We start from the raw sequence: 22,994 nt of genomic DNA, 5'->3' as shown, positions 1-22,994 counted from the left end.
ATGTCGACCCCACCTGCCAGGGTGAGGGGATGCTGCGCACGCTCGCCGTCTCCGGTTACCGGTCCCTCCGCGACATCGTCCTGCCCCTCGAAGAGCTCACGGTCGTGACGGGCCCCAATGGCTCGGGCAAGTCCAACCTCTACCGCGCGCTGCGCCTGTTGGCATCCGCTGCGCGCGGCGACCTCGTCGGTGCCGTTGCGCGCGAGGGCGGTCTGCCGTCCCTGCTGTGGGCGGGCCCGGAGGACGGCGGCGATCAGGGCACCGTGCGTCGGGGCCCGATCGCCGTGCAACTCGGCTTCGCGTCGGACGAGCTCGGATACCTCGTGGATCTCGGCATCCCTCAGATCTCCCAGGAGAGCGTCTTCGCCCGCGATCCCGAGATCAAGCGGGAGCAGGTCTTCGCCGGTCCCTTGGCCAAGCCGGCGACCCTTCTGATCGACCGGCTCCGGACGCAGACTCGGGTGAGGGACGGATCGTGGGTGAGCCTCGATCAGAAGCTCGCTCCGTTCGAGAGCATCATCACCGACCTCGCCGACGGCGACACCGCTCCGGAACTGCTCGGGCTCCGGAGAAGCATGAACAGCTGGCGCTTCTACGACCACTTCCGGGTGGACGCGGATGCCCCGGCTCGACGTCCGCAGGTCGGCACGCGCTCGCCCCTCCTCGCCCACGACGGGTCGAACCTCGCGGCGGTCTGGGCGACGGTGCACGACATGGGCTTCGGACACCAGCTCGATCGCGCCGTCGACGAGGCGTTCCCGGGCACCCGGGTACGCGTCGAGGCGGCCGACGGCGTCCTGCGACTCACGGTAAGGCAGCCGGGACTGCTCCGGCCCCTGGACGCAGCCGAGCTGTCGGACGGAACTCTCCGGTACCTGCTCCTGTGCGCGGCGCTCCTGCCGGCCAGGCCGGCACCCCTCACGGTTCTCAACGAGCCCGAATCGAGCCTTCACCCGAGCCTGCTGGAGCCGCTGGCGCATCTCGTGCGAGCGGCTTCCGAGCAGACGCAGGTCATCCTGGTGTCGCACGCGTCTGGGATCGTCGACGCGATCCCCGATGTGAACCGGGTCTCTCTCGAGCGGCACGGCAACGGCACAGCCATCGAGGGCCGGGGCCGGCTCGACGGCCCGCCGTGGAACTGGGGCAAGCGCTGAGACCGGGCACGGCGAGCCCCGGACGGCCGACACCGGCCATCCGGGCAGCCGGCTCAGTCGCGGATCGCTGCTCCGTGCCGCTCGGCCGCGACCGCGACGCCGGCGAGCTTCGCATCCGTCGCCTCCGCCGCGGTCAGCGTGCGGTCGTCGGCGCGGAAGCGCAGGGCGAATGTGAGGCTCTTGGACCCGTCGGGCAGGCCGGCGCCCCGGTAGTCGTCGACGAGGCGGATGTCCTCGAGGAGGGGGCCGGCCCCGTCGGTGAGCGCGTCGCGCACCTCGCCGGCAGCGAGGTCGGTAGGCACGACGAGCGAGACGTCCTGCGTCGCCGCCGGATAGGTCGCGAGTGAGGCCGCCGCGTCCGGTGCGGGCGTGAGCGCCAGCACCGCGTCGAGGTCGAGCTCGGCGACGAAGACGCGACCGTGCAGGTCCGCGGCCTCGGCGACGGCCGGGAGCAGTTCGCCGACGTAACCGACCTCGGACTCCCCGGCGAAGAGTGAACCGGCGCGTCCAGGATGGAGCGCCGAACGCTGCGACTGACGTACCTCGATCGCGACCCCGGCCGCGGCGGCGACCGTCTGGACCGCACCGAGCGCGTCCGCGAGGTCGAAGGCGACCGCCGGCTGGCCGGGACGCTTCACCAGGGAGTTGCCGTGCAGCAGGACGGCGACGTGCCGCGGCTGCGGGGGAATCGATGCGTGCAGCGCGGCCAGGGTCGCCTCATCGGGCAGCTGCGCGAGCGGCGGCACGGTGGCGGTGCCGTACTCGACGCCGTCGACCGGTGCGAACACCGTGCCGGTCTCGAAGAGGGCGATGTCGGTGAACCCGCGCGACACGTTCCGGTGCGCGATCTGCAGGAGGCCGGGAAGAAGAGAACGACGCAGGAAAGGTGCCTGACCGTCGAGAGGGTTCGCGAGACGGATCGACGGGACGTGCTCCCCCGACGGCGAGCCGTGAAGGTCGTTCTGGTCCTCCGTCGTGAACGGGAACGCGACGACCTCGACATGCCCGGCGGCAGCCAGGGCGTTCGCGACGCGACGGCGTCCCCGCTGGAGGGCGGTCAGCCCGCGCCCGGAGGGAGGAGTCGGCAGGATCGAGGGGATCCGGTCGAGCCCGTGCAGACGCGCGACCTCCTCCGCGAGCGTCCAGCGGTCGGTGAGGTCGGGGCGCCAGGACGGCGGGATGACCTCCCAGCCGCCCTCACCGTCGATGACCTCGCACCCGATGGTCTCGAGCGCGCCGACGATCTCGTCGCGCGTGTACTCCACGCCGATGAGGCCCCCAACGAACTCGTCGGGGAGCTCGACCGACGGGACGAACACCTCAGCGAACAGCGCGCCGCCCGTGGTCGTGTCGAGCGTGCCGCCCGCGAGCTCCACCATCAGATCGGCGACGCGACGCGCGGCGACGAATGGGATGAGCGGGTCGACGCCACGCTCGAAGCGACGGGACGCCTCACTGGGCAGCTTGTGCCGACGGGCGGTGCGCGCAATCGACACCGGGTCGAAGATGGCCGCCTCGATCAGGACGTTGCGCGTGGCATCCCCCATCTCGGTCTTGCCGCCGCCCATGACACCGGCGAGGCCGATGGGGCCGGACTCGTCGGTGATGAGCAGATCCTCGGCGCGGAGCGTGCGCTCCTTGCCGTCGAGGGTCGTGAGCTTCTCCCCCGCCGCCGCGCGGCGCACCGTGATTCCGCCGGTGAGCGTGTCGAGGTCGTAGCCGTGGATCGGGTTGCCGAGCTCCAGCATCACGTAGTTGGTGATGTCGATCAGGATGCCGAGGGAGCGGATGCCGGCGAGCGACAGGCGCGCGGTCATCCAGGGCGGCGTCGGCCGAGACGGGTCGACGTCGCGGACGATGCGCACGACGAACTCGCTCGCGCCGGGCGTGCCGTGGATGGGCGCCGCGTCGTCGACGGCGATGTCGAACCCACCGGTGGGCTGCTCGAGCTCCTCGAAGGGGCGCAGACCGGGGTCGGTGAACGATCCGCCCGTCGCATGCGCGTACTCGCGCGCCGCGCCGCGGATCGAGAGCGCATACCCGCGGTCGGGCGTGACGTTGATGTCGACGGCGACGTCATCGAGGCCGAGGAGGGCGATCGCGTCGGTCCCCACCTCGGGGTCGAGGCCGAGTTCCATCAGGCGCAGGATGCCGGAGTGCTCGTCGCCGAGGCCGAGCTCCTTCGCCGAGGCGATCATGCCGTCGGAGACGTGCCCGTACGTCTTGCGCGCAGCGATCGGGAACGGGCCGGGGAGGACGGCACCCGGCAGCGTCACGACGACCTTGTCGCCTTCGAAGAAGTTGCCGGCGCCGCAGACGATGCCGCGGACCCCGCCGTTCGCCTCGCCGACGTCGACCTGGCACCACCGGATGGTCTTGCCGTTGGACTGCGGCTCGGCCTCGAACGAGACGACACGTCCGACGACGATCGGGCCCGTGAGGTCGAACGCGTGCACGTCCTCCTCTTCGAATCCGACGGAGACGAAGGAGGCGAGGACGTCCTCGGGGGTCGTGCCTTCGGCGACCTCGACGTACTCGCCGAGCCAAGAGAGCGGGACGCGCATCAGACCACCATTCCGAACTGCTCGCTGAAGCGGACATCGCCCTCGGCCATGTCGCGCATGTCCTGCACGTCGCTGCGGAACATCAGGGTCCGCTCGATTCCCATACCGAACGCGAAGCCCGAGTAGACCTCGGGGTCGATTCCGGCCGCGCGCAGGACATTGGGGTTGACCATGCCGCATCCGCCCCACTCGATCCAGCGCGCACCGCCCGGGAAGGTGGGGTGCCACAGGTCGAGCTCGGCGGAGGGCTCGGTGAAGGGGAAGTAGTTGGTGCGGAACCGGGTCTTCGCCTCGGCGCCGAAGAGGACCTTCGCGGCGTGGTCGAGTGTGCCCTTGAGGTGCGCCATCGTGATGCCCTTGTCGATCACGAGGCCCTCGAACTGCGTGAAGGCGGGGAGGTGCGTCGCATCGAACTCGTCGGTGCGGTAGACCCGTCCCGGGCAGAGGATGTAGATCGGCACGTCGCGCTCGAGCATCGAGCGGACCTGCACCGGGCTCGTGTGCGTGCGCATGACGAGGTGGCGGGCAACGGGGTCGACGAAGAAGGTGTCCTGCATCTGCCGCGCCGGGTGGTCCGGCGCGAAGTTGAGGGCATCGAAGTTGAACCACTCGTGCTCGAGTTCGGGTCCCTCCGCGATCTCCCAGCCCATGCCGACGAACAGGTCGGCGATCTCCTCCTGCAGGAGCGAGATGGGATGCCGCGCCCCGACGCGCCCGCGCGGGGCGATCGACGTGATGTCGACGCGCTCGGCCTCGAGCTTCGCCGCGGTCTCGGCGGCGGCGAGCTCGGCTTCGCGGGCGGCGAGGGCCTGGTTGACGCGTCCGCGAGCCTGGCCGACCAGCTTGCCCAGGGCGGCCTTCTGGTCGTTCGGGACGTTGCGCAGCTGCGCGTTCAGACCGGCGAGGGGTGACCCCTCCGCGGTGTGAGCCGATCGCGCCGCCTTGAGGGCGGCGGTGTCGGGTGCGGCGGCGAAGGCTGCCAGCGCGTCAGCGACGGCGGCATCCACCGCCTCGGGGGTGATCTCGGGTGCGTCGGACACGAGAGACGAGTCTACCGGCGGGCCGGAGTGCGGCCCGCCGGTGAGTCGTCAGACGGCGCGGCCCGTGCCCGCGTCCTTCGAACTCGCCTTCAACTGAGTGGCGATGAGCTCGGTGTCGGTGGTCTCCTGAAGAGGCCGGGCCGGCGCCGCGCCAGGGGTGCTCGGCGATCGCCGGAGCCGCTTCTCGACGAGCTTCGCCACACCGGACAGCGCAAGACACAGACCGATGTAGATCACGGCGGCGACGATCGTCGCCTGCACGATCGGGCGGTCGAGCGAGTTCTGAGAGCCGAGGTACTTCGCGTAGAAGAGGAGCTCCTCGTACGTGATGATGAACCCGAGCGCCGTGTCTTTGAGGGTGACGACCAGCTGAGCGATGATCACGGGCATCATCGCGCGGATCGCCTGCGGCAGGAGCACGAGACGCATGACGCCGGCCTTGCGTAGACCGAGCGCGTATCCCGCCTCCGACTGACCCCGTGGCAGCGACTCGACGCCGGCACGGATCACCTCGGCGAGCACTGAACCGTTGTAGACGATGAGGGCGATGACGACGACCCAGTACCCCTCGATACGAACGCCGATCACCGGCATCCCGTAGTAGAGGAGGAACATCGTCACGAGCACCGGCACCGCACGCAGGAACTCGACGACGGCGGCGACCGGGACACGAACCCAGGCGTGATCCGACAGACGCCCGATCGCGAGGATGAATCCGAGCGCAAGAGCACCGACGGCAGCGACGGCGAAGGCCGCCAGCGTCCGACCTGCCGCCATCAGGAACTGCTCCCAGATGCGCGTGTAGGTGAAAGCATTCCACTTCTCCGCCGAGAACTGTCCGGTCACGGCGAGGCGCCAAACAAGGAAGCCGATGATGGCCGCCACCACGAGGACAACGACCACACCGATGATGCGGTTACGTGCGATCGCGCGGGGACCGGGGACGTCGTAGAGGACGCTGCTGCTCATCGCGCCACCTTCCATCGGTTCTCGAGTGTTCGCTGACCCCACGAGAGAAGCAGGACGAGGGCGACGAAGATGACCATGACGCAGATGATCACCACGAGTTGGTTCTCGCCTCGTTCGCTCAGCCAGTCGCGGGCCGACCCGAGGTTCATGACCGAGAACCCGGCGGCGACGGTCGTGTTCTTCAGAAGGGCGATGAAGACGCTCATCATCGGGGGGATGACGGAACGGAACGCCTGAGGGAGGACGACGAGGGACATGACCTGCCCGAAGGTCAACCCCAGCGCGCGAGCGGCTTCCGCCTGCCCCACGGGCACGGTGTTGATTCCCGACCGAACCGTTTCTGCGACATAGGTGGCCGTGTAGATCCCCAGGGCGGCGACGGCGAACGCCACCTGAACGCCTCCGCTCGACCTGATGTCGAGCAGAGGCGGAAGCGTGAAGGCGAAGCCGAAGAAGACGAGCGTGAGGGGGGTGTTGCGGATGGTGTTGACGTACGCCGTGCCGACCGCGCGCGCGATGGGCACGGGCGAGACTCGCATCGCTCCCACGATGATCCCGAGGATCAGCGCGATAAGCCCTCCTCCGAAGAACAACACCAGCGTGCCCCGGAGGGCCTCGCCCCAGAAGTCGAGGTTGTCGGTGATGACGCCCATGCGGTCCTTTCGAACGTCTACAGAAGGGAAACCCCGGGAGGCGGATCGACGCCGCCTCCCGGGGTGGGAGGTCAGTCGACCTGCGGCTGCGTGGCCTTTACGCCGGCCGGCTCGAGGTACTTCTCGTAGAGCGCGGTCCACACGTCGCCGCCGTCTGTGAACAGCTTGTTGATGTGATCCTTCAGAACGGTGTCGCCGTCGGCGAGGCCGACGCCGTAGCGCTCCTCGCTGAAGGGCTCACCGGCGAGCTTGAGCTTGTCCTTGTCCTCTGCGACGTAGCCGGCGAGGATCGCCTCGTCCGTCGTGATGGCGTCGACCTGACCGTTGAGGAGCTGCTCGACGCACTCGGAGTAGGTCTGACGCTCGGTGACCTCACCGTTGTACTCGTCGCGGATGCGCTGCAGCGGCGTGGAGCCCGTCACGGAGCACGTGACCTTATCCTTCAGGTCGTCGGGACCGTTGATCGAGTCGTCGTCGGCGGCGACCAACAGGCCCTGGCCCGTGATGAAGTACGGTCCCGCGAAGTCGATGACCTCGTCGCGGGCAGGCGTCATCGAATAGGTGCCCACGTAGTAGTCGATGTTGCCGTTGACGATCTCCTGCTCGCGGTTGGCGGAGGGGATCGTCTGGAAATCGATCTGGTCCTCGTCGAAGCCGAGGGATGCCGCGATCCACCGAGCGATGTCGACGTCGAAGCCCGTGCGCTCACCCGAGACAGCATCTTCGTAGCCGAGGCCCGGCTGGTCGCTCTTGACGCCGACGACGATCTTGTCGGCCTTCGAGGCGCGGTCGAACGTCGGGCTGCCGTCGAGCTTCACGTCGCTCGCGACCTCCCAGAGGCCCTCCGTGTTGTCGTCGCCGCCGGCGGCGCCGCCGGGGCTGGCGGGGCTGCCGCTGTTGCAGCCTGCGAGTGCGAGTGCCGCGATCGCGATGCCGGCGAAGGCGCCGGCGAGTCGTGTCTTACGCATGTGATCCTCCTGGTTTCGTGTCGTTCGTCGTTCGTCGCGCCGGTGCAGGGCGCGGACGTCTCAATGGGTGATGAGCTTGGACAGGAAGTCCTTCGCGCGGTCGCTCTTCGGGTTCGTGAAGAACTCCTGCGGAGCCGCCTCCTCGACGATCTGTCCGTCGGCCATGAAGACCACACGGTCCGCCGCCTTACGGGCGAAGCCCATCTCGTGGGTGACGACGATCATCGTCATCCCGTCCTGCGCGAGGCCGACCATGACGTCGAGGACCTCGTTGATCATCTCGGGGTCGAGGGCAGAGGTCGGCTCGTCGAAGAGCATGACCTTCGGCTTCATCGCAAGAGCGCGGGCGATCGCGACGCGCTGCTGCTGACCACCCGAGAGCTGGGCCGGGAGCTTGTCGGCCTGGTGGCCGACGCCCACGCGGTCGAGCAGCTCACGGGCGAGCTTCTCGGCATCCGCCTTCTTCATGCCCTTGACCTTGATCGGGCCGAGGGTGACGTTCTCGAGGATCGTCAGATGCGAGAAGAGGTTGAAGGACTGGAAGACCATGCCGACATCGGCACGGAGCGCGGCGAGCGCCTTGCCCTCGGCCGGGAGGTCGGCGCCGTCGATCGTGATCGAGCCGCTCGTGATCGTCTCGAGGCGGTTGATCGTGCGGCAGAGCGTCGACTTGCCAGACCCGGACGGGCCGACGACGACGACGACCTCGCCTCGGTTGACCGACAGGTCGATGTCGGTGAGGGCCTGGAAATCGCCGTAGTGCTTCTGCACGTTCGTCAGGACGACGAGCGGCTCGCCTCGGCGGACGTCGATGTTCGACGTGCGCGGCGCAGGGTCGGCAGCAGGAGTGGTCATGATCCGACCCTACGGGGCGGGACCGCCCGGAACCGCTCTGGCTGCGCGGGGTTTACAGTTCCGTAATGATTCGGGCTCAGTTGCCCGAACGCTGCGCGAACGCTGATTCGTACAGGCATACGCTCGCCGCCGTCGCGAGATTCAGCGACTCCGCCCGGCCGTAGATCGGGAGCCGGAGCGACAGGTCGACGAGGGCCAGCGCGTCATCGTCGAGGCCGCGGGCTTCATTGCCGAAGACCCAGGCGGTCGGTTCGGCGAGCGTCGCGCGGTGAGCGACGAAGTCCTCTCCCCCGACATCGGCGGCGACGATCCGCAGGCCCGCCGAGCGGGCGCGACCCGCAGCATCCGCCAGTTCGATGCCGACAGCTACGGGAAGGTGGAAAAGCGAACCGGTGGTCGCGCGGACGACCTTGGGATTGAAGGGATCGACGGTACGACCCGTGAGGATGACGGCGTCGGCACCGACGGCATCCGCTGCTCGGATGATCGTGCCGAGGTTGCCGGGGTCGCGCACCTCCTCGCAGATCACGATGAGCTTCGGGTCGTCGGCGAAGATGTCTCGCACCGACGTCGGCAGCTGCCGGGCCACCGCGATGATGCCCTGCGGGGTGACCGTGTCGGCCATCGCCTCGATGACGGCCTCACTCGCGAACTCGACCTCGACGTCCGCGTCGGATGCCGCATCGCGAATGTCCTGGTGCTTCTCCCATGCCGACGGAGTCGCATACAGCTCGATGAGCGTGTCGGGCCGCCACACGAGGGCCTCTCGCGCAGCCTGCGGACCTTCGAGGAGGTACAGCCCGGTCTCTTGCCGGGCTGCGCGCTTGGTCAGCTTCGCAACGGCGCGGACACGCGGCGATCGGGGGTTCTCGAGCACGTTCTCAGTGTAGGGCGCGGGTACGGCGGGTACGCGAAAGGGCGCCCTCCGAAGAGGACGCCCTTTCTGAAAGGTGACGCGATCAGGCCTTGGGGGCGTTGACGTCAGCCGGCAGCGCAGCCTTGGCGGTCGCGACGAGCGACGCGAAGACGGCGGGCTCGTTCACCGCGAGCTCGGCGAGCATACGACGGTCGACCTGGACACCCGCGAGGCCGAGGCCCTGGATGAAGCGGTTGTACGTGACACCGTTCTGACGGGCAGCGGCGTTGATGCGCTGGATCCAGAGGCGACGGAAGTCGCCCTTGCGCTTGCGCCGGTCGCGGTATGCATAGACGAGCGAGTGGGTGACCTGCTCCTTCGCCTTGCGGTACAGGCGCGAACGCTGTCCGCGGTAACCGGAGGCGCGCTCGAGGATGACGCGACGCTTCTTGTGGGCGTTGACAGCCCGCTTGACTCTAGCCATTTCTTCTACTTCCTAATGTGCGTCGGCGATCAGAGGCCGAGGAGCTTCTTGGCGACCTTGGCGTCACCCTTGGCCAGGACCTGCTCCTGGTCGAGGCGACGGGTACGACGGGTCGCCTTGCCCTCGAGGTTGTGGCGGAGGTTGGCCTGCTGCTTCATCAGCTTGCCGCTGCCCGTGACCTTGAAACGCTTCTTGGCACCCGAGTGGGTCTTCTGCTTCGGCATATCTCTTCCTTCGTTGGGTGTCCCGCGAACGGGAGTCTGTGTGCGCTTACTCCGCCGGGGCGGGAGCGGGGGTCTTCTCGTCGGTCTGACCGGTGCGCGCATCACGCGCCGCCTGCTTCGACGCCGCGCGAACGGCGTTCTGCTCGGTCTTGACCTCGGACTTGTTCTTGTGGGGCGCAACGACCATGACCATGTTGCGACCGTCGATCGTGGGGTTGGATTCCACGGTGCCGAACTCGGCGACATCCTCGGCGAACTTGCGGAGGAGACGGACGCCCTGCTCGGGACGCGACTGCTCGCGACCGCGGAAGAGGATCATCGCCTTCACCTTGTCGCCCGCCTGGAGGAATCCCTCGGCGCGCTTGAGCTTGGTGATGTAGTCGTGCGCCTCGATCTTCAGACGGAACCGGACCTCCTTGAGGACGGTGTTCGCCTGATTGCGCCGCGCTTCCTTGGCCTTCTGCGCAGCCTCGTATTTGAACTTGCCGTAATCCATGATCTTGACCACGGGGGGCTTCGAGTTCGGGGCTACCTCGACGAGATCGAGGTCGGCCTCCTGGGCCAGGCGCATGGCCACCTCGATGCGGACGACGCCGACCTGCTCACCCGCGGGTCCGACGAGGCGGACCTCGGGAACGCGGATGCGGTCATTGGTGCGGGGATCGCTGATGCGGAACTCCTCTTCGTGCGGTGGACGGCCTCCGGAGACACGGAAAATGTGTCGCCGGGCGGAAGATCGTCACGTCCACCCCGCACGATGCGCACATCGGCGTTCTGTTCTGCACCCTGGACAACCTCGGCGGCCGAGGCGGAGTGCGAGACCCGGTAGCCTGGAGCGGCAAGCGCGGGTGGGATGTGATCCTCTTTCGACACGGAGCAGAACACTCCGGTGCCCGCAGAAGTCTAGCAGAGAGCAGCACGTGAGCACTATTCCGGCCGACCACAGCGATCACGACCCCGAGCGCCTCTCGCGCTGGGAGGAACAGGAACGGGTCGCGCAGTCCGCCACCCGGGACATCGCGGACGTTCCCGCGGTCGAGGTGATCACGACCACCTCGGTCCACCTCATGAGCGCAGCAGCCGTCAAACTCGGCCTCGCCGACGACCCCGATCAGCAGAAGGACCTCGACGAGGCCCGCAAGCTCATCAACGCCCTCGCCGGTCTGATCACCGCCGCCGCCCCCGAGGTCAGCGACATGCACGCCCGGTCGCTCCGAGACGGCCTGCGGACACTCCAGCTCGCCTTCCGCGAAGCGTCCTCGATCCCCGACCCGATCGGCAAGGGGCCGGGCGAGAAGTGGACAGGACCCGTCAACTGAGACGCTGAGAGGGGGATGCCGGGCGGCATCCCCCTCCCCCGTTCCCGCGCATGCGCATCAGGCGCGAACGAGTTTGACCGTCAGCGAGTCGACGAGGACCGCGACACGGTCGTCGGTCGCCCATCGCGAGGCGAGGCGCTGGAGGATGGCGTCGAGCGCCGTCTGATCGAGACCGCTCACGAGGTGCAGGCTCACTACGAGCTCGGGGCCGCGCAATCGGGACTGGGGGTCCCCCGTGGTCACCGACAGATCCACCACCCCGAGCTCCGTGCCGATCGACTCCTGCAAGCCGGCGAAGACCTCGGGCGAGACGTGCGGCGGCTCCCACGCCTGGCCCTGTCCGATCGCCCAGACCGCCGGTCGACGGAGGACGAACTCCGTGTCGCTCCCCGGGTCGATGACGATGAGGTCCGTGTCGTCGGCCGCCGCCGACAACGCCGTCCGGACGCCGTCGGCGGGGACCGGACGGGCGGAGGCATCCCATCGAGACATCGTCGCGACCGACGTGAACACGGGTAGCACACGGCGCCCGTCGGGAGCCGCGACCGTCACGATGGACAGCTCCTGCGTTTTGTCCACGGTGAGTCCCGTCGGACCGACACCCTCGTCACCCTTATCTGCGACGAGAGGGATCAGCAGGCGCGCCGCACGGTAGGCGTCGACGACTGCTGCCGCCGAGCCCTCGCCGGCGTGGAACGCGGTCAGCGCTGCGTGCAGGGCAGGATCGGCACTACCGTCGTCACCGCTGTGCGGGTTCGCTTGGAAGCTGCGCCCCTCCCAGGGGACACCAGCCGAATCGGCCGCGTGGCCGGAGTGCGGGTCAGTGTCCGGCGACATCCAGCGCCTCGGCCAGCGTGAACGCCCCGGCATAGAGAGCCTTGCCCACGATCGCTCCCTCGACGCCGAGCGGGACGAGTTCACGCAACGCCGCGATGTCGTCGAGGCTCGAGATGCCACCCGAGGCGACGACGGGCTTGTCGGTGCGGACGGCGACCTCGCGCAGCAGCTCGATGTTCGGGCCTTGGAGCGTGCCGTCCTTCGTGACATCGGTCAGCACGTAACGGCTGCATCCGGCGTCCTCGAGACGGTCGAGGACCTGCCAGAGGTCGCCGCCGTCGCGGGTCCAGCCCCGCGCGGCCAGCGTCGTGCCGCGCACGTCGAGACCGACGGCGATCGCCTCGCCGTAGCGCAGGATGACGTCGGCGGCCCACTCCGGGTTCTCCAGGGCCGCCGTGCCGAGGTTGATGCGGGTCGCACCCGAGTCGAGCGCGGCGTCGAGCGATTCGTCGTCGCGAATGCCCCCGGAGAGCTCGACCTTCACACCGCGGAGGGACTTGATCACTTTGCGCATGAGGGACGCGTTCGTGCCGCGGCCGAAAGCCGCGTCGAGGTCGACGAGGTGGATCCACTCCGCACCCTGTCGCGCCCACTCCTGGGCGGCATCGACGGGGTCCCCGTAGCTCGTCTCGGTTCCGGCCTCACCCTGCGTCAGTCGGACGGCCTTGCCGTCGGCGACGTCGACAGCGGGCAGCAGGGTCAGTTCGGGCGTGGATGCGAATTCGTTCATGGCTCCGGGTGGGACAGTGTGCTCGCCGGGCGCGCGCACAAGGGGACAGATTACTCCGACGCGGGCAGCGAGGAGATCCAGTTCGACAGCAGACGGATGCCGGCGGCCCCCGACTTCTCGGGGTGGAACTGCGTCGCGGACAGCGGACCGTTCTCGACGGCGGCGAGGAAGGGCCGCCCGTAGTCGCACCAGGTCAGCACCGGCTCGCGGAACGGCTTGATCACATCGAGCGTCCAGTCCTGCGCGCCGTAGGAGTGGACGAAGTAGAAGCGCTCGTCCTCGAGACCCGCGAAGAGGGTAGAGCCCTCGCCCGAACGAACGGTGTTCCAGCCCATGTGCGGCAGGACCGGAGCCTGGAGCTCGGTGACCGAACCCGGCCACTCCCCCAGACCCTCCGTGTCCACGCCGCGCTCGACGCCGAGTTCGAACATGACCTGCATCCCGACGCAGATGCCGAGCACCGGCATCCCGCCTGCCAGGCGGCGGCCGATGAGTTCGTCACCGCGGCTGGCGCGCAACGCCGACATGACAGCGGAGAAGGCTCCGACACCCGGAACGAGCAACCCGGCGGCGTCGGCGATCAGGCCGCGGTCTTTGGTCAGGCGGGCGTCCGCACCCGCCTCGACGAGGGCCTTGACGGCGGAGTGGACGTTACCCGATCCGTAGTCGAGTACCGCGACCAGCGGCGGTGTCGTCACAGCGCGCCCTTCGTGCTCGGGATGCCCCGGACGAGCGGATCGAGCGCCTTGGCCTGCCGGAACGCGCGGGCGAACGCCTTGTACTCCGCTTCGGCGATGTGGTGCGGATCGCGACCGGCGACGAGCGTGACGTGGACGGTCAGTCCCGCGTGGAAGGCGATCGCTTCGAAGGTGTGCCGGACGAGCGAGCCCGTGAAGTGACCCCCGATGAGATGGAACTCGTATCCCTCCGGCTCACCCGAGTGAACGAGGTACGGGCGACCGCTGATGTCGACGACCGCCTGCGCGAGCGCCTCGTCGAGGGGCACGAGGGCATCCCCGTATCGGGAGATCCCCGCTTTGTCGCCGAGCGCCTGCCTGATGGCCTGCCCCAGAACGATCGCGGTGTCCTCGACGGTGTGGTGCGCGTCGATGTGCGTGTCGCCGGTCGCTGTGACGGTCAGGTCCACGAGCGAGTGCTTGGCGAAGGCGGTGAGCAGGTGGTCGAAGAACGGCACCGTCGTGTCGATCGTGCTCTGGCCGGTGCCGTCGAGATCGAGCTCGAGCTCGATGGTCGACTCGCTGGTCGCCCGCCGGAGGGAGGCGGTGCGGGACGCGGGAGTGCTCATGCGTCGAGTCTATCGACGCACGGCTTGCGCCCCGCGCCCGTGACGACGCCGTCCGACTCAGAGCGAGGCGAGTGCCTCGAGGAACGCGGTGGACTCCTCTTCGCTGCCGGCGGAGACCCGCAGCGTGTGAGGCAGACCGACATCGCGGACGAGGATGCCACGGTCGTACAGACCCCGCCACGTCGCCTGCGGGTCCTTCACACCGCCGAAGAGGACGAAGTTCGACCAGCTCTCGTACGGCGAGTAGCCGAGCGCGGACAGCGTCGCCGAGATGCGGTCGCGCTGGGCGACGATGTCGTCCACCATCCCCAGCATCGTGGGGGCGTGACGAAGCGCGGCAGTCGCCGCCGCTTGCGTGAGCGCGCTCAGGTGGTACGGCAGGCGGACGAGCCGCAGCGCGTCGATGACCGCGGGATCGGCGGCGAGATACCCCACGCGCGCCCCGGCGAACGCGAACGCCTTGCTCATCGTCCGGGAGACGACGAGGCGCTCGCGCCCAGGGAGGAGGGTGAGCGCGGACGGCTCCTCACGCGGAGCGAACTCCTGGTATGCCTCGTCGACGATGACGATCCCGCGGGACGCCTCGTAGACGGCCTCGACGACGTCGAGCGAGAGCGGCGTACCGGTCGGGTTGTTCGGTGCGCACAAGAAGACGACGTCGGGCTGCGCACGGTCGATCTGCTCGGCGGCATCCGTTGCCGTCAGCGTGAAGTCCTCACCCCGCGTCCCGCTCACGTACGTCGCACCCGTTGCGCCGGTGAGCAGCGGGTACATCGAGTAGGTTGGCGTGAAGCCGAAAGCGGTGCGTCCCGGGCCGGCGAATGCCTGCAGGATGTGGTGGAGCACCTCGTTCGACCCGTTCGCCGCCCAGATCTGCTCCGCCTCGAGTCCGTGACCGAGGTAGTCGGCGAATCCTTCACGGAGCCCGGTGAACTCCCGGTCGGGATATCGATTGATGTCGCGGAGCGCCTGTGCGACGGCATCGAGGATGTCGTCGGCGACGTCCTCGGGGACCGGATGGGTGTTCTCGTTGACGTTCAGTGTCACGGGGAGCGACGCCTGCGGAGCTCCATAAGGGATCTGTCCCCGCAGGTCGTCACGAAGGGGTAGGTCGTCGAGACTCGCACTCACCCCGCCATCGTAGGGCGTCGCGACGGTCTACTCGGTCGCCTGAGCCGTGTACGTCGCGGGGATGGCGAGCGACTGCCCTGCGTCCACCACGGACGACGGCAGCGCGTTCAACCGCACGATGTCGTCGATGACGTCACGGGGGTCGCTCTCGGGGGCGACGTCCCGCGCGATCGTCCACAGAGAGTCGCCGGGGTGGACAGTCACCGTCTTGAACGTGCCCGCCGCAGACCCCGCCGCGCCGCTGGCGAGCGCGCCACCGCCGGAGAGGATGCCGACCCCCAGCGCCACGACGACCGGCAGCGCAGCGAGCGTCGCCACGACGCGGCGACCACGCGTCGTGAGACGCAGTCGCGTGCGGACGATGGGGCGGGCAGGTGCGGGGGTGATGGTGGTGATCGAGTTCATGGTGTCCTCCTCGGGGTGGCCCCGGTCAGATGAGATCTTCGCCCCCGCCCGTCGGCCGGGACGAGCGGGTGCGAAGTTCTCTTCCGAATCTATCTTCGATGTTCGTACACTGTCAAGAGAGCGGTTATCCGCAGATCGATCGAAGACGACACGCGGTCGGCTGCGGCACGATCTCATCGACACCGGATACGGTTTCGATGACCAGAGCCCATCACCAACCTCCGACATTCGAAGGCGAGTGCCCCCGGCCGGACGTTCAGAACCCGCGAAACAGGCGGAGAAGACGGGCCGCGAAAGGAACCACATGAGCGACAAGCCGCAGACCCGCCGGCGCAAGAGCCTCAGCGACAAGCAGCTCGCGATCCTCGAGGTCATCCAGCGCTCCATCGCCCGCTACGGGTACCCGCCGAGCATGCGTGAGATCGGGGACGCGGTCGGCCTGAAGTCGCTTTCGAGCGTCACTCACCAGCTCAACCAGCTCGAGCTCAGCGGATACCTTCGGCGCGATCCCGGCAAGACCCGCGCGATGGAAGTCCTCATCGATCTCCCGGGCGCCGCTGGTGAGAACCCGGCCGACGCCGCTCCGGCTGTCGGCGACGCCGCCATGGTGCCGCTCGTGGGCCGCATCGCCGCAGGGGTGCCGATCACCGCCGAGCAGCAGGTGGAGGAGATCTTCCCGCTTCCCCGTCAGCTCGTCGGCAAGGGAGACCTGTTCATGCTGAAGGTCTCGGGCGACTCCATGATCGACGCCGCGATCTGCGACGGCGACTGGGTCGTCGTGCGGTCGCAGGCCGATGCCTCCAACGGCGAGATCGTCGCGGCGATGCTCGACGGCGAAGCCACGGTCAAGACGTTCCGACAGCGCGACGGTCACACGTGGCTCCTGCCTCGCAACTCGGCCTTCGAGCCGATCCTCGGTGACGACGCCGTCGTGCTCGGGAAGGTGGTCGCGGTCCTCAGAGCCGTGTGATCCACAGCCCGTGTGATCCTCGAACGGCCCACCGCGTAGCGTGAGGGCATGACGACGATCGCCCCCTACGGTTCGTGGACCTCGCCCCTGTCCGCTGTGGACGCTTCGGCTGCGGCGGCGCGCTACGACGGTGCACGCTTCGCGGGGGACGAGATCTGGTGGGGCGAGACGCTCCCGGACCAGGGCGGCCGCTGCAGCGTGCGTCGGTCGGCCGGGGGCGCGGTCGAAGACCTGCTGCCCGCCCCCTGGAGCGCCCGTTCCCGCGTGCACGAGTACGGCGGCGGGGCGTGGACGACGGACGACGACGGCCGCCTGTTCTTCGTGGAGAAGACCGATCAGCGGATCTGGTCGATGCGGCCCGGCGAACAGCCCCTCCCTCTGACCCCCGAGGATCCGGCCGCCCGTCACGGCGGCCTGCGCTGGCAGAGCGGGATGCTGCTGGCCGTCCGCGAAGTGTACGACGGCGGCGCGGTGCCGCGACGTTCGATCGTCGCCGTCGCCCTCGACGGCGGTTCACCCCGCGAGCTCGTGGCGGGAAGCGACTTCCTCGCGCAGCCCGCGCTCTCCCCCGACGGGCTCCGGCTCGCGTGGGTGGCTTGGAACCACCCCGACATGCCGTGGGACCGCACCGAGATCCGCGTCGGCGACCTCGCGGATGGCGTCATCACGACCTGGCACCCCGTCACCTCCGGTGACACGGCGGCGCTCCAGCCGGAATGGGATGCCGCGGGTCGCCTCTTCTACGTGGACGACGCGACCGGGCGATGGAACATCCGGCGGTGGGAGGCGGCATCCGACCGTCCTGCCGTGCCGATCGCACCGGCGGATGCCGACACGGGCGGCGGACTGTGGGTCCTCGGCGCCAAGTGGTATGCCCTGCGCGGGGACGGCGACATCGTGGCCATCCGGACGAACGGCTCCGACGAGGTGGTCCGAATCGGCGCCGACGGCATCGTCCGGCCCGCCGACGTCCCCCCGCGGTCACGCGCCGTCATCGAGGACGTGCGCGGCTCCCGGGTCCTGGTCTCGGGAGCCGCCCCCGGAACGACGGGGATATGGGAGGTCGCGGCGGACGGCGAGAATTCGCTCGTCGTCGGCACCCCGTCCGGCCTCGGCGACGAGTGGGTCCCGGTCGCCCGCCCGTTCACTGTCTCGGGGGTGCACGGCGACGTTCACGCCTTCGACTACCCACCCACCAACCCGGGATTCGCCGCTCCTGACGGCGAACGTCCGCCGTACGTCGTCTACGTCCACGGGGGTCCGACCGCCCACACGAGCGGCGTCCCCGACAGCCGGATCACCTTCTTCACGAGCCGGGGCATCGGCATCCTGGAGGTGAACTACGGCGGCTCCACCGGCTACGGCCGCGCCTACCGTGATCGGCTCCGCGGGCAGTGGGGCATCGTCGATCGCGACGACGTCGCTGCGGCGGCGTCCGGCCTCGCCTCCGAGGGACGAGCGGATGCCGCGCGTCTGGCCATCGCCGGCGGATCCGCCGGCGGGTGGACGGTCCTGGCTGCCCTGGTCGGCACCGACGTGTTCGGTGCCGGGATCTCGCGATACGGCGTCGGCGACGCACGTCTCCTCGCGACCGACACGCATGATTTCGAGGCGCGATACCTCGACGGCCTCATCGGACCGCTCCCCGAGGCCGAGTCGCTGTACCTGGACCGGTCCCCGCTCAGCCACACGGAAGGCTTCCGCGTGCCGGTGCTGCTCCTGCAGGGCGCCGAGGACGCGGTCGTGCCGCCCACACAGGCCGAGGCGATCCGTGACGCCCTCGCCGAACGGGGTGTGCCCCACGCCTATGTGCTCTACGAGGGCGAAGGCCACGGCTTCCGACGCGCGGAGACCGTCGCCCATGCCCTCGAGACGGAACTCGCCTTCCTCGGCCGGGTGTTCGGGTTCGAGACGCCCGGCGTGCCGAGGATCACCCTCGACTGAACGCCGGGCCGGTCACCGGGCGTACGGCGCCAGCTCCGCAGCCAGACGCTCGGACACGTGCGCGTGGACGGCAGTACCGCCCTCTTCGTGACGGGTGGACAGGATGTGACCCGACTCGTGGACCGCGCTCACCAGATCACCGCGGTCGTACGGCACGAGCGCGTGGACCTCGACGGCCGGAAGTGGCAGCGCATCCTCGATCGTGGCGCGCAGCTCCGCGATCCCCTCGCCTGTGCGGGACGAGACGAAGTGCGCCTTCGGCTCGAGGCCCCGGAGGACGAGACGCGTATCCGGATCGATGAGGTCGGCTTTGTTGAACACCACGATCTCGTTCGTGGAGCGCGCGCCCACGTCACCCATGACGTCGCGGACCGTCGCCAGCTGTGCGGCCGGATCAGGATGGGATCCGTCGACGACGTGGACGATGACGTCGGCGTCGCCGACCTCCTCGAGCGTCGAGCGGAACGCCTCGACGAGCTGGTGCGGGAGGTTCCGCACGAAGCCGACCGTGTCGGTGAGCGTATACACGCGACCGTCAGCAGCCTGCGCACGGCGGACCGTGGCGTCCAGTGTCGCGAAGAGTGCGTTCTCCACGAGCACACCGGCGCTGGTCAGCTTGTTGAGCAGACTCGACTTGCCGGCGTTCGTGTACCCCGCGATCGCGACGGAGGGGATCGTGTTGCGCTTGCGCTCGGCACGCTTGGCCTCACGGGCGGGCTTGTAGTCGCGGATCTGACGTCGCAGCATCGCCATACGGGTCCGGATGCGGCGGCGATCCAGCTCGATCTTCGTCTCACCCGGACCGCGGGAACCCATGCCCGCGCCGCCTGCACCCACCTGGCCACCCGCCTGCCGGCTCATCGAATCACCCCAGCCGCGCAACCGCGGAAGGAGGTATTCCAGCTGGGCGAGCTCGACCTGCGCCTTGCCCTCACGGCTCTTGGCATGCTGGCTGAAGATGTCGAGGATGACGGTGGTGCGGTCGATGACCTTGACCTTGACGACGTCCTCGAGCGCGCGCCGCTGGCTGGGGGCGAGCTCGGTGTCGGCGATGACCGTGTCGGCGCCCACGGCGACGACGAGATCGCGGAGCTCCGACGCCTTGCCGCGGCCGATGTAGGTGGCGGGATCGGGATGCGGGCGCCGCTGAAGCACACCATCGAGGACGACGGCGCCGGCGGTCTCGGCGAGTGCGGCGAGCTCGCGGAGCGAGTTCTCGGCGTCCTCCGTCGATCCCTGCGGGTACACGCCCACGAGGACGACGTTCTCCAGGCGGAGCTGACGGTACTCGACCTCGGTGACGTCCTCGAGTTCGGTGGACAGCCCGGGGACACGGCGGAGCGCCGCGCGCTCCTCACGATCCCACTGGTCGCCGTCCGTGTCGCCGTAGGCGACGGTGCTCTCGTCCTGCAGCGCCTGTGCGGCGCCGAACACGCGCACCCCCGAACGCGACTCGGCTCGCGCGAGCACGCGGTCGACCGGATCCACCGGCTCGTCCGTCGCGGCAGGGGTGGTGGTGTCTGTCATGTGTTCCTTTCGCGGCCTCGCGGCCATCCGTGCACTCTAGCTTCCCGCGGCTCGCACCGCCTCCGCTACGCTCGTCGCATGGGGAGCGACCATTACTTCAGCGCGTCCCCGTCCAGCTCCGAGAACCTCCGTCGCATCCGTGTGTCCCTCGCCGGTCGCGACGTCGAGGTGACGACGGCGGGCGGGGTGTTCAGTCCCGACCATGTGGACGGCGGGACGGCGGTGCTTCTGGCGAACACTCCCCCGCCCCCGGCGGGCGGTCATCTGCTGGATCTCGGATGCGGCTGGGGCCCCATCGCGCTGTCGCTCGCCATCGACGCCCCTCACGCAACGGTCTGGGCCGTCGACGTCAACGAGCGAGCACTCGACCTCGTCCGCCGCAACGCCGCGGAACTCGGCCTCGACAATGTCAACGCTGTGCTCCCCCAGGATGTTCCAGAGGACGTGTCGTTCCGCACGATCCGGTCCAATCCGCCCATCCGCGTCGGCAAGGACGTCCTCCACGGGCTTCTCGAGACCTGGATCCCGCGACTGGCCGAGCGCAGCGACGCCTGGCTCGTCGTGCAGCGCAACCTCGGTTCCGACTCGCTGCAGCGGTGGCTCGCGGCATCCCTGGACCGCGGCTACTCCGTCACGCGCGCGGCGACCGGTCGCGGCTTCCGGGTGTTGAAGGTGCGGCGGCACGGCACGCCTGCGACGGGGACGATCCCCGTCATCTGACGCGCGTCAGGCGAGTGCGATCTCGCCCGAGAAGACGAGCGACGCGGGACCCGAGAGCAGGACCCGTTCGCCGGCATCGGTCCGGACGACGCGGACGCCGAGGCGCCCGCCGGGAACGTCGACGGTCCAACGGTCCGGCGCGCCGGGACCGGCCCAGTGCCGGACGGCGAGAGCGGATGCCGCTACCCCGGTTCCGCACGAGAGCGTCTCGCCGACGCCTCGCTCGAACACCCGCATCCGGATCGCACCGACGCCGTCCGTCACGAGAGGCTCCTCGGGGACGACGAACTCGACGTTCGCGCCGGCCGAGGGTGCCGGATCGAGGATCGGCTGAACGGTCAGGTCGACCCCCTCGAGTTCGTCGACGCTCGACAGAGCGACGACGACGTGGGGGTTCCCGACGTCGATGCCCAGCCCGGGGCGCGCGACCTTCACACCGTGGGCGCGCACGAGAACCTCGTCGGACGTCGGGCGCCACAGGCCGAGGTCGACCTCGAACCCGTTGTCGGCGAGCGTCACGGCCTTCGTGCCGGCGCGTGTGCCGATGCGCAGCGTCTCGCCGGCGGCGAGCGTCGCGTAACCCGCGCTCAGGAGGTATTTGACGAACACGCGGACCCCGTTGCCGCACATCTCCGCGATCGAGCCGTCGGCGTTCCGATAATCCATGAACCACTCGGCGTCGGGGGTGTCGGCACCTGCATCGATGGCGGCCGAACGAACGACCCGCAGCAGCCCGTCCGCTCCGATCCCGAAGCGACGGTCGGTGAGCGCGGCGATCTGCTCGCCGGTCAGGCGGAGCGAGCCGTCGGGGTCGGCGACCACGACGAAGTCGTTGCCCGTCCCGTGGCCTTTCGTGAATGCGATCGTCGACACCCGCCCAGTCTAGGCGCGGGTCGATGCCGCTTCGCCGGTCAGCGCGCCTGTCGCGCTGACCGGAGCCCGGCGTCCATGAGATCCAGCGACCACGCGACGCTCGCGTCCACGTCGACGTCGATCCGGAAGCCGCGCGCGGCGTCCAAGACGGCGAATCCGTGAAGGACGCTGCGCAGCATGCGGATGGCATGAACGTGCTCCTGGCGTGGCAGACCGTACCGGTCCAACACCCCGGCGAGAGCATCGAGACTGTCATGGAGCGCGATCGCGAGCGGATCGTCGTCACCGGTCGGTTCCGCGGCGCTCGTGGCTGCATACCGGCCGGGATGAACCGTGACGTATCGCCGGAACTGTGCGGCGACGTCGGTGAGAGACGGTGCACCGCCCTGCGTCGATCGCGCGTCGCGGAACAGCGCCGCGAGCTCTTGCGCCGCCAGGGTCGCCACCCGGTGGATGAGATCGGGCAACCCACCGGGGACGTGCTTGTAGAGCGACGGCGGGCGCACACCGACCCGCTCCGCCAGCGCCGTCATCGTGAGGGCGGAGAGTCCCTGCTCGTCGATCAGCTCGGCCGCGGCGCGGGTGACGGCATCGACGTCGAGGCCCGCCCTAGGCATCCGCCGCTCCCGTCCGGGCCTGGAGTGCCGAGCGGAGGAACGGGACCGCCAGCTCGAGGACTTCCTCGGGGCGTTCGACGTGCGGGTAGTGTCCGGCCCCGTCGATGACCGCCAGCCGACCGATACCCGAGGGGAGCGCGGCGACGATTCCCTCGCCCTCCGCGCGCGGGTCCGCCCAGTCCGGGTCGGCGGTTCCCATGACCACGAGGACCGGCACGGTCACGTGGGGAAGCTGCTCCCCCGCGTCGGTGGGACTCGTCTTCCCCATCGCCCGGAGGCCGGCCATCCGCGCGGGGTCCTCGAGCCGTCGGGCGATGTGCGCCTGCTCCTGCGTCCAGTCCGCGGGCTTGAGCGGAATGGCGAGGTCGAGGTAGCGCAGCCACGCGGTCACGCTCCCGCGGAGCATCATCGTCATCAACCGCGTCATGCCCCGCCGGTGTCGGGCGCGCCGGATCAGTCCGACCGGATCGACCTTCTGCGTGCGCGTGAACGGGGCGAGCTCGATGACGCCGACGACATCCTGAGGGGCTCGAGCTGCGGCGATCGTCCCTGCTCCGCCGCTGATCGACTGCCCGATGATCACCGCGGGACCGCCGAGACGACGGATGACGGCGAGGAGGTCTCCCGCGATGTCGCTGCGCGCGTAACTCCCCCAGGCGGCGCTCGACTCGCCGCATCCCCGTATGTCGACGTTCGCGACGCGGAACCCCGCCTCGACGAGGGCCGGCACGACGAAGCGATAGGAACGCCGCGAGTCGCCCATGCCGTGCGCCAGGACCACCAGCGGTCCGCTCCCGGAGACCTCGAAGGCGATCTCGCCTCCTTCGACCTGTAGCTTCTCGACCATC

25 protein-coding genes are annotated in these 22,994 nt (G+C 69.3%); 5 read left to right on the top strand and 20 right to left on the bottom strand.

Going from position 1 to position 22,994, the window contains the following annotated elements; all coding sequences use genetic code 11:
* Positions 1 to 29: 29 nt before the first annotated feature.
* Entirely contained in the window at positions 30 to 1,154 is a 1,125-nt protein-coding gene (locus ACIQLK_RS07400; RefSeq protein WP_400363806.1) for an AAA family ATPase, read from the top strand.
* A gap of 53 nt (positions 1,155 to 1,207) precedes the next feature.
* Here the strand turns inward: ACIQLK_RS07400 and pheT are convergent, their stop codons facing one another.
* The 10 genes from pheT to infC form a co-directional block, all read right to left on the bottom strand.
* Entirely contained in the window at positions 1,208 to 3,718 is a 2,511-nt protein-coding gene (pheT, locus tag ACIQLK_RS07395) for a phenylalanine--tRNA ligase subunit beta (protein WP_400363804.1), read from the bottom strand.
* The gene (gene pheS, locus ACIQLK_RS07390) at positions 3,718 to 4,758 is read right to left on the bottom strand and encodes a phenylalanine--tRNA ligase subunit alpha (RefSeq protein ID WP_400363802.1); all 1,041 of its coding nucleotides are present in this window, start codon (positions 4,756 to 4,758) and stop codon (positions 3,718 to 3,720) included. The genes pheT and pheS overlap by 1 nt, the downstream gene beginning before the upstream one ends.
* A gap of 48 nt (positions 4,759 to 4,806) precedes the next feature.
* On the bottom strand, positions 4,807 to 5,727 hold the full coding sequence (locus ACIQLK_RS07385) for an amino acid ABC transporter permease (protein WP_400363799.1): 921 nt from the start codon (positions 5,725 to 5,727) through the stop codon (positions 4,807 to 4,809).
* Positions 5,724 to 6,380 carry an amino acid ABC transporter permease gene (locus ACIQLK_RS07380; protein ID WP_400363798.1) on the bottom strand — a complete coding sequence of 219 codons (657 nt, stop codon included), beginning with the start codon at positions 6,378 to 6,380 and terminating at the stop codon, positions 5,724 to 5,726. Before ACIQLK_RS07380 ends, ACIQLK_RS07385 begins: the two co-directional genes overlap by 4 nt.
* 71 nt (positions 6,381 to 6,451) lie before the next feature.
* Positions 6,452 to 7,348, bottom strand: coding sequence for a glutamate ABC transporter substrate-binding protein (locus ACIQLK_RS07375; protein WP_400363797.1), 897 nt, complete (start codon positions 7,346 to 7,348; stop codon positions 6,452 to 6,454).
* Positions 7,349 to 7,408: 60 nt separating this feature from the next.
* The gene (locus ACIQLK_RS07370) at positions 7,409 to 8,203 is read right to left on the bottom strand and encodes an amino acid ABC transporter ATP-binding protein (RefSeq protein WP_400363796.1); all 795 of its coding nucleotides are present in this window, start codon (positions 8,201 to 8,203) and stop codon (positions 7,409 to 7,411) included.
* Between the two features lie 76 nt (positions 8,204 to 8,279).
* Entirely contained in the window at positions 8,280 to 9,080 is an 801-nt protein-coding gene (locus tag ACIQLK_RS07365) for a TrmH family RNA methyltransferase (protein WP_400363794.1), read from the bottom strand.
* Between the two features lie 82 nt (positions 9,081 to 9,162).
* The gene (rplT, locus tag ACIQLK_RS07360; protein WP_018187229.1) at positions 9,163 to 9,543 is read right to left on the bottom strand and encodes a 50S ribosomal protein L20; all 381 of its coding nucleotides are present in this window, start codon (positions 9,541 to 9,543) and stop codon (positions 9,163 to 9,165) included.
* A gap of 29 nt (positions 9,544 to 9,572) precedes the next feature.
* Positions 9,573 to 9,767 carry a 50S ribosomal protein L35 gene (gene rpmI, locus ACIQLK_RS07355; RefSeq protein ID WP_248175183.1) on the bottom strand — a complete coding sequence of 65 codons (195 nt, stop codon included), beginning with the start codon at positions 9,765 to 9,767 and terminating at the stop codon, positions 9,573 to 9,575.
* A gap of 46 nt (positions 9,768 to 9,813) precedes the next feature.
* Positions 9,814 to 10,437, bottom strand: a complete 624-nt coding sequence (infC, locus tag ACIQLK_RS07350) for a translation initiation factor IF-3 (protein ID WP_400363897.1) — start codon at positions 10,435 to 10,437, stop codon at positions 9,814 to 9,816.
* Between the two features lie 250 nt (positions 10,438 to 10,687).
* Between infC and ACIQLK_RS07345 the strand changes: the two genes are divergently transcribed.
* Positions 10,688 to 11,086, top strand: coding sequence for a DUF1844 domain-containing protein (locus ACIQLK_RS07345; protein WP_018187226.1), 399 nt, complete (start codon positions 10,688 to 10,690; stop codon positions 11,084 to 11,086).
* Positions 11,087 to 11,143: 57 nt separating this feature from the next.
* Here ACIQLK_RS07345 and ACIQLK_RS07340 read toward each other — a convergent pair whose 3' ends face one another.
* From ACIQLK_RS07340 to ACIQLK_RS07315, 6 genes are read right to left on the bottom strand one after another with little or no spacing between them, the layout of a single operon-like run.
* Positions 11,144 to 11,923 carry an SseB family protein gene (locus tag ACIQLK_RS07340; protein ID WP_400363792.1) on the bottom strand — a complete coding sequence of 260 codons (780 nt, stop codon included), beginning with the start codon at positions 11,921 to 11,923 and terminating at the stop codon, positions 11,144 to 11,146.
* Positions 11,907 to 12,653 (bottom strand): bifunctional 1-(5-phosphoribosyl)-5-((5-phosphoribosylamino)methylideneamino)imidazole-4-carboxamide isomerase/phosphoribosylanthranilate isomerase PriA, encoded by a 747-nt coding sequence (gene priA, locus ACIQLK_RS07335; RefSeq protein ID WP_400363791.1) that lies wholly within the window; start codon positions 12,651 to 12,653, stop codon positions 11,907 to 11,909. Before priA ends, ACIQLK_RS07340 begins: the two co-directional genes overlap by 17 nt.
* A 50-nt stretch (positions 12,654 to 12,703) precedes the next feature.
* Entirely contained in the window at positions 12,704 to 13,351 is a 648-nt protein-coding gene (hisH, locus tag ACIQLK_RS07330; protein WP_400363789.1) for an imidazole glycerol phosphate synthase subunit HisH, read from the bottom strand.
* The gene (gene hisB / locus ACIQLK_RS07325; protein ID WP_400363787.1) at positions 13,348 to 13,959 is read right to left on the bottom strand and encodes an imidazoleglycerol-phosphate dehydratase HisB; all 612 of its coding nucleotides are present in this window, start codon (positions 13,957 to 13,959) and stop codon (positions 13,348 to 13,350) included. The genes hisH and hisB overlap by 4 nt, the downstream gene beginning before the upstream one ends.
* A 57-nt stretch (positions 13,960 to 14,016) precedes the next feature.
* Complete coding sequence (locus ACIQLK_RS07320) at positions 14,017 to 15,090, bottom strand: histidinol-phosphate transaminase (protein ID WP_400363785.1); 1,074 nt, start codon at positions 15,088 to 15,090, stop codon at positions 14,017 to 14,019.
* Between the two features lie 27 nt (positions 15,091 to 15,117).
* Positions 15,118 to 15,495: a LysM peptidoglycan-binding domain-containing protein gene (locus tag ACIQLK_RS07315; protein ID WP_400363784.1), complete on the bottom strand. Its 378-nt coding sequence runs from the start codon at positions 15,493 to 15,495 to the stop codon at positions 15,118 to 15,120.
* A gap of 304 nt (positions 15,496 to 15,799) precedes the next feature.
* On the opposite strand from ACIQLK_RS07315, the gene lexA reads away from it, so the two are divergent.
* Together lexA and ACIQLK_RS07305 are read left to right on the top strand one after the other, a co-directional pair.
* Positions 15,800 to 16,465, top strand: a complete 666-nt coding sequence (gene lexA, locus ACIQLK_RS07310; RefSeq protein WP_400363782.1) for a transcriptional repressor LexA — start codon at positions 15,800 to 15,802, stop codon at positions 16,463 to 16,465.
* 48 nt (positions 16,466 to 16,513) lie between these two features.
* Positions 16,514 to 18,409: a prolyl oligopeptidase family serine peptidase gene (locus tag ACIQLK_RS07305; protein ID WP_400363781.1), complete on the top strand. Its 1,896-nt coding sequence runs from the start codon at positions 16,514 to 16,516 to the stop codon at positions 18,407 to 18,409.
* 12 nt (positions 18,410 to 18,421) lie between these two features.
* Here the strand turns inward: ACIQLK_RS07305 and hflX are convergent, their stop codons facing one another.
* Positions 18,422 to 19,936 (bottom strand): GTPase HflX, encoded by a 1,515-nt coding sequence (gene hflX, locus ACIQLK_RS07300; protein ID WP_400363779.1) that lies wholly within the window; start codon positions 19,934 to 19,936, stop codon positions 18,422 to 18,424.
* A 78-nt stretch (positions 19,937 to 20,014) separates the two neighbouring features.
* Between hflX and ACIQLK_RS07295 the strand changes: the two genes are divergently transcribed.
* Positions 20,015 to 20,656 (top strand): class I SAM-dependent methyltransferase, encoded by a 642-nt coding sequence (locus tag ACIQLK_RS07295; RefSeq protein WP_400363778.1) that lies wholly within the window; start codon positions 20,015 to 20,017, stop codon positions 20,654 to 20,656.
* Between the two features lie 6 nt (positions 20,657 to 20,662).
* Here ACIQLK_RS07295 and dapF read toward each other — a convergent pair whose 3' ends face one another.
* The 3 genes from dapF to ACIQLK_RS07280 are packed head-to-tail and all read right to left on the bottom strand — an operon-like array spanning position 20,663 to position 22,993.
* Positions 20,663 to 21,529: a diaminopimelate epimerase gene (dapF, locus tag ACIQLK_RS07290; RefSeq protein WP_400363777.1), complete on the bottom strand. Its 867-nt coding sequence runs from the start codon at positions 21,527 to 21,529 to the stop codon at positions 20,663 to 20,665.
* A 38-nt stretch (positions 21,530 to 21,567) separates the two neighbouring features.
* Complete coding sequence (locus ACIQLK_RS07285; protein WP_400363775.1) at positions 21,568 to 22,146, bottom strand: TetR/AcrR family transcriptional regulator; 579 nt, start codon at positions 22,144 to 22,146, stop codon at positions 21,568 to 21,570.
* A complete protein-coding gene (locus tag ACIQLK_RS07280; RefSeq protein ID WP_400363773.1) occupies positions 22,139 to 22,993 on the bottom strand; it encodes an alpha/beta fold hydrolase in 855 nt (284 codons plus the stop codon). Before ACIQLK_RS07280 ends, ACIQLK_RS07285 begins: the two co-directional genes overlap by 8 nt.
* Position 22,994 lies beyond the last annotated feature (1 nt).

Source organism: Microbacterium sp. NPDC091382 (assembly GCF_044757025.1).
In the GTDB taxonomy this organism is placed as follows: Bacteria; Actinomycetota; Actinomycetes; order Actinomycetales; family Microbacteriaceae; genus Microbacterium.
Note: the sequence above shows the minus strand (reverse complement) of the source record. Positions and strands in the feature narration are given on the sequence as shown.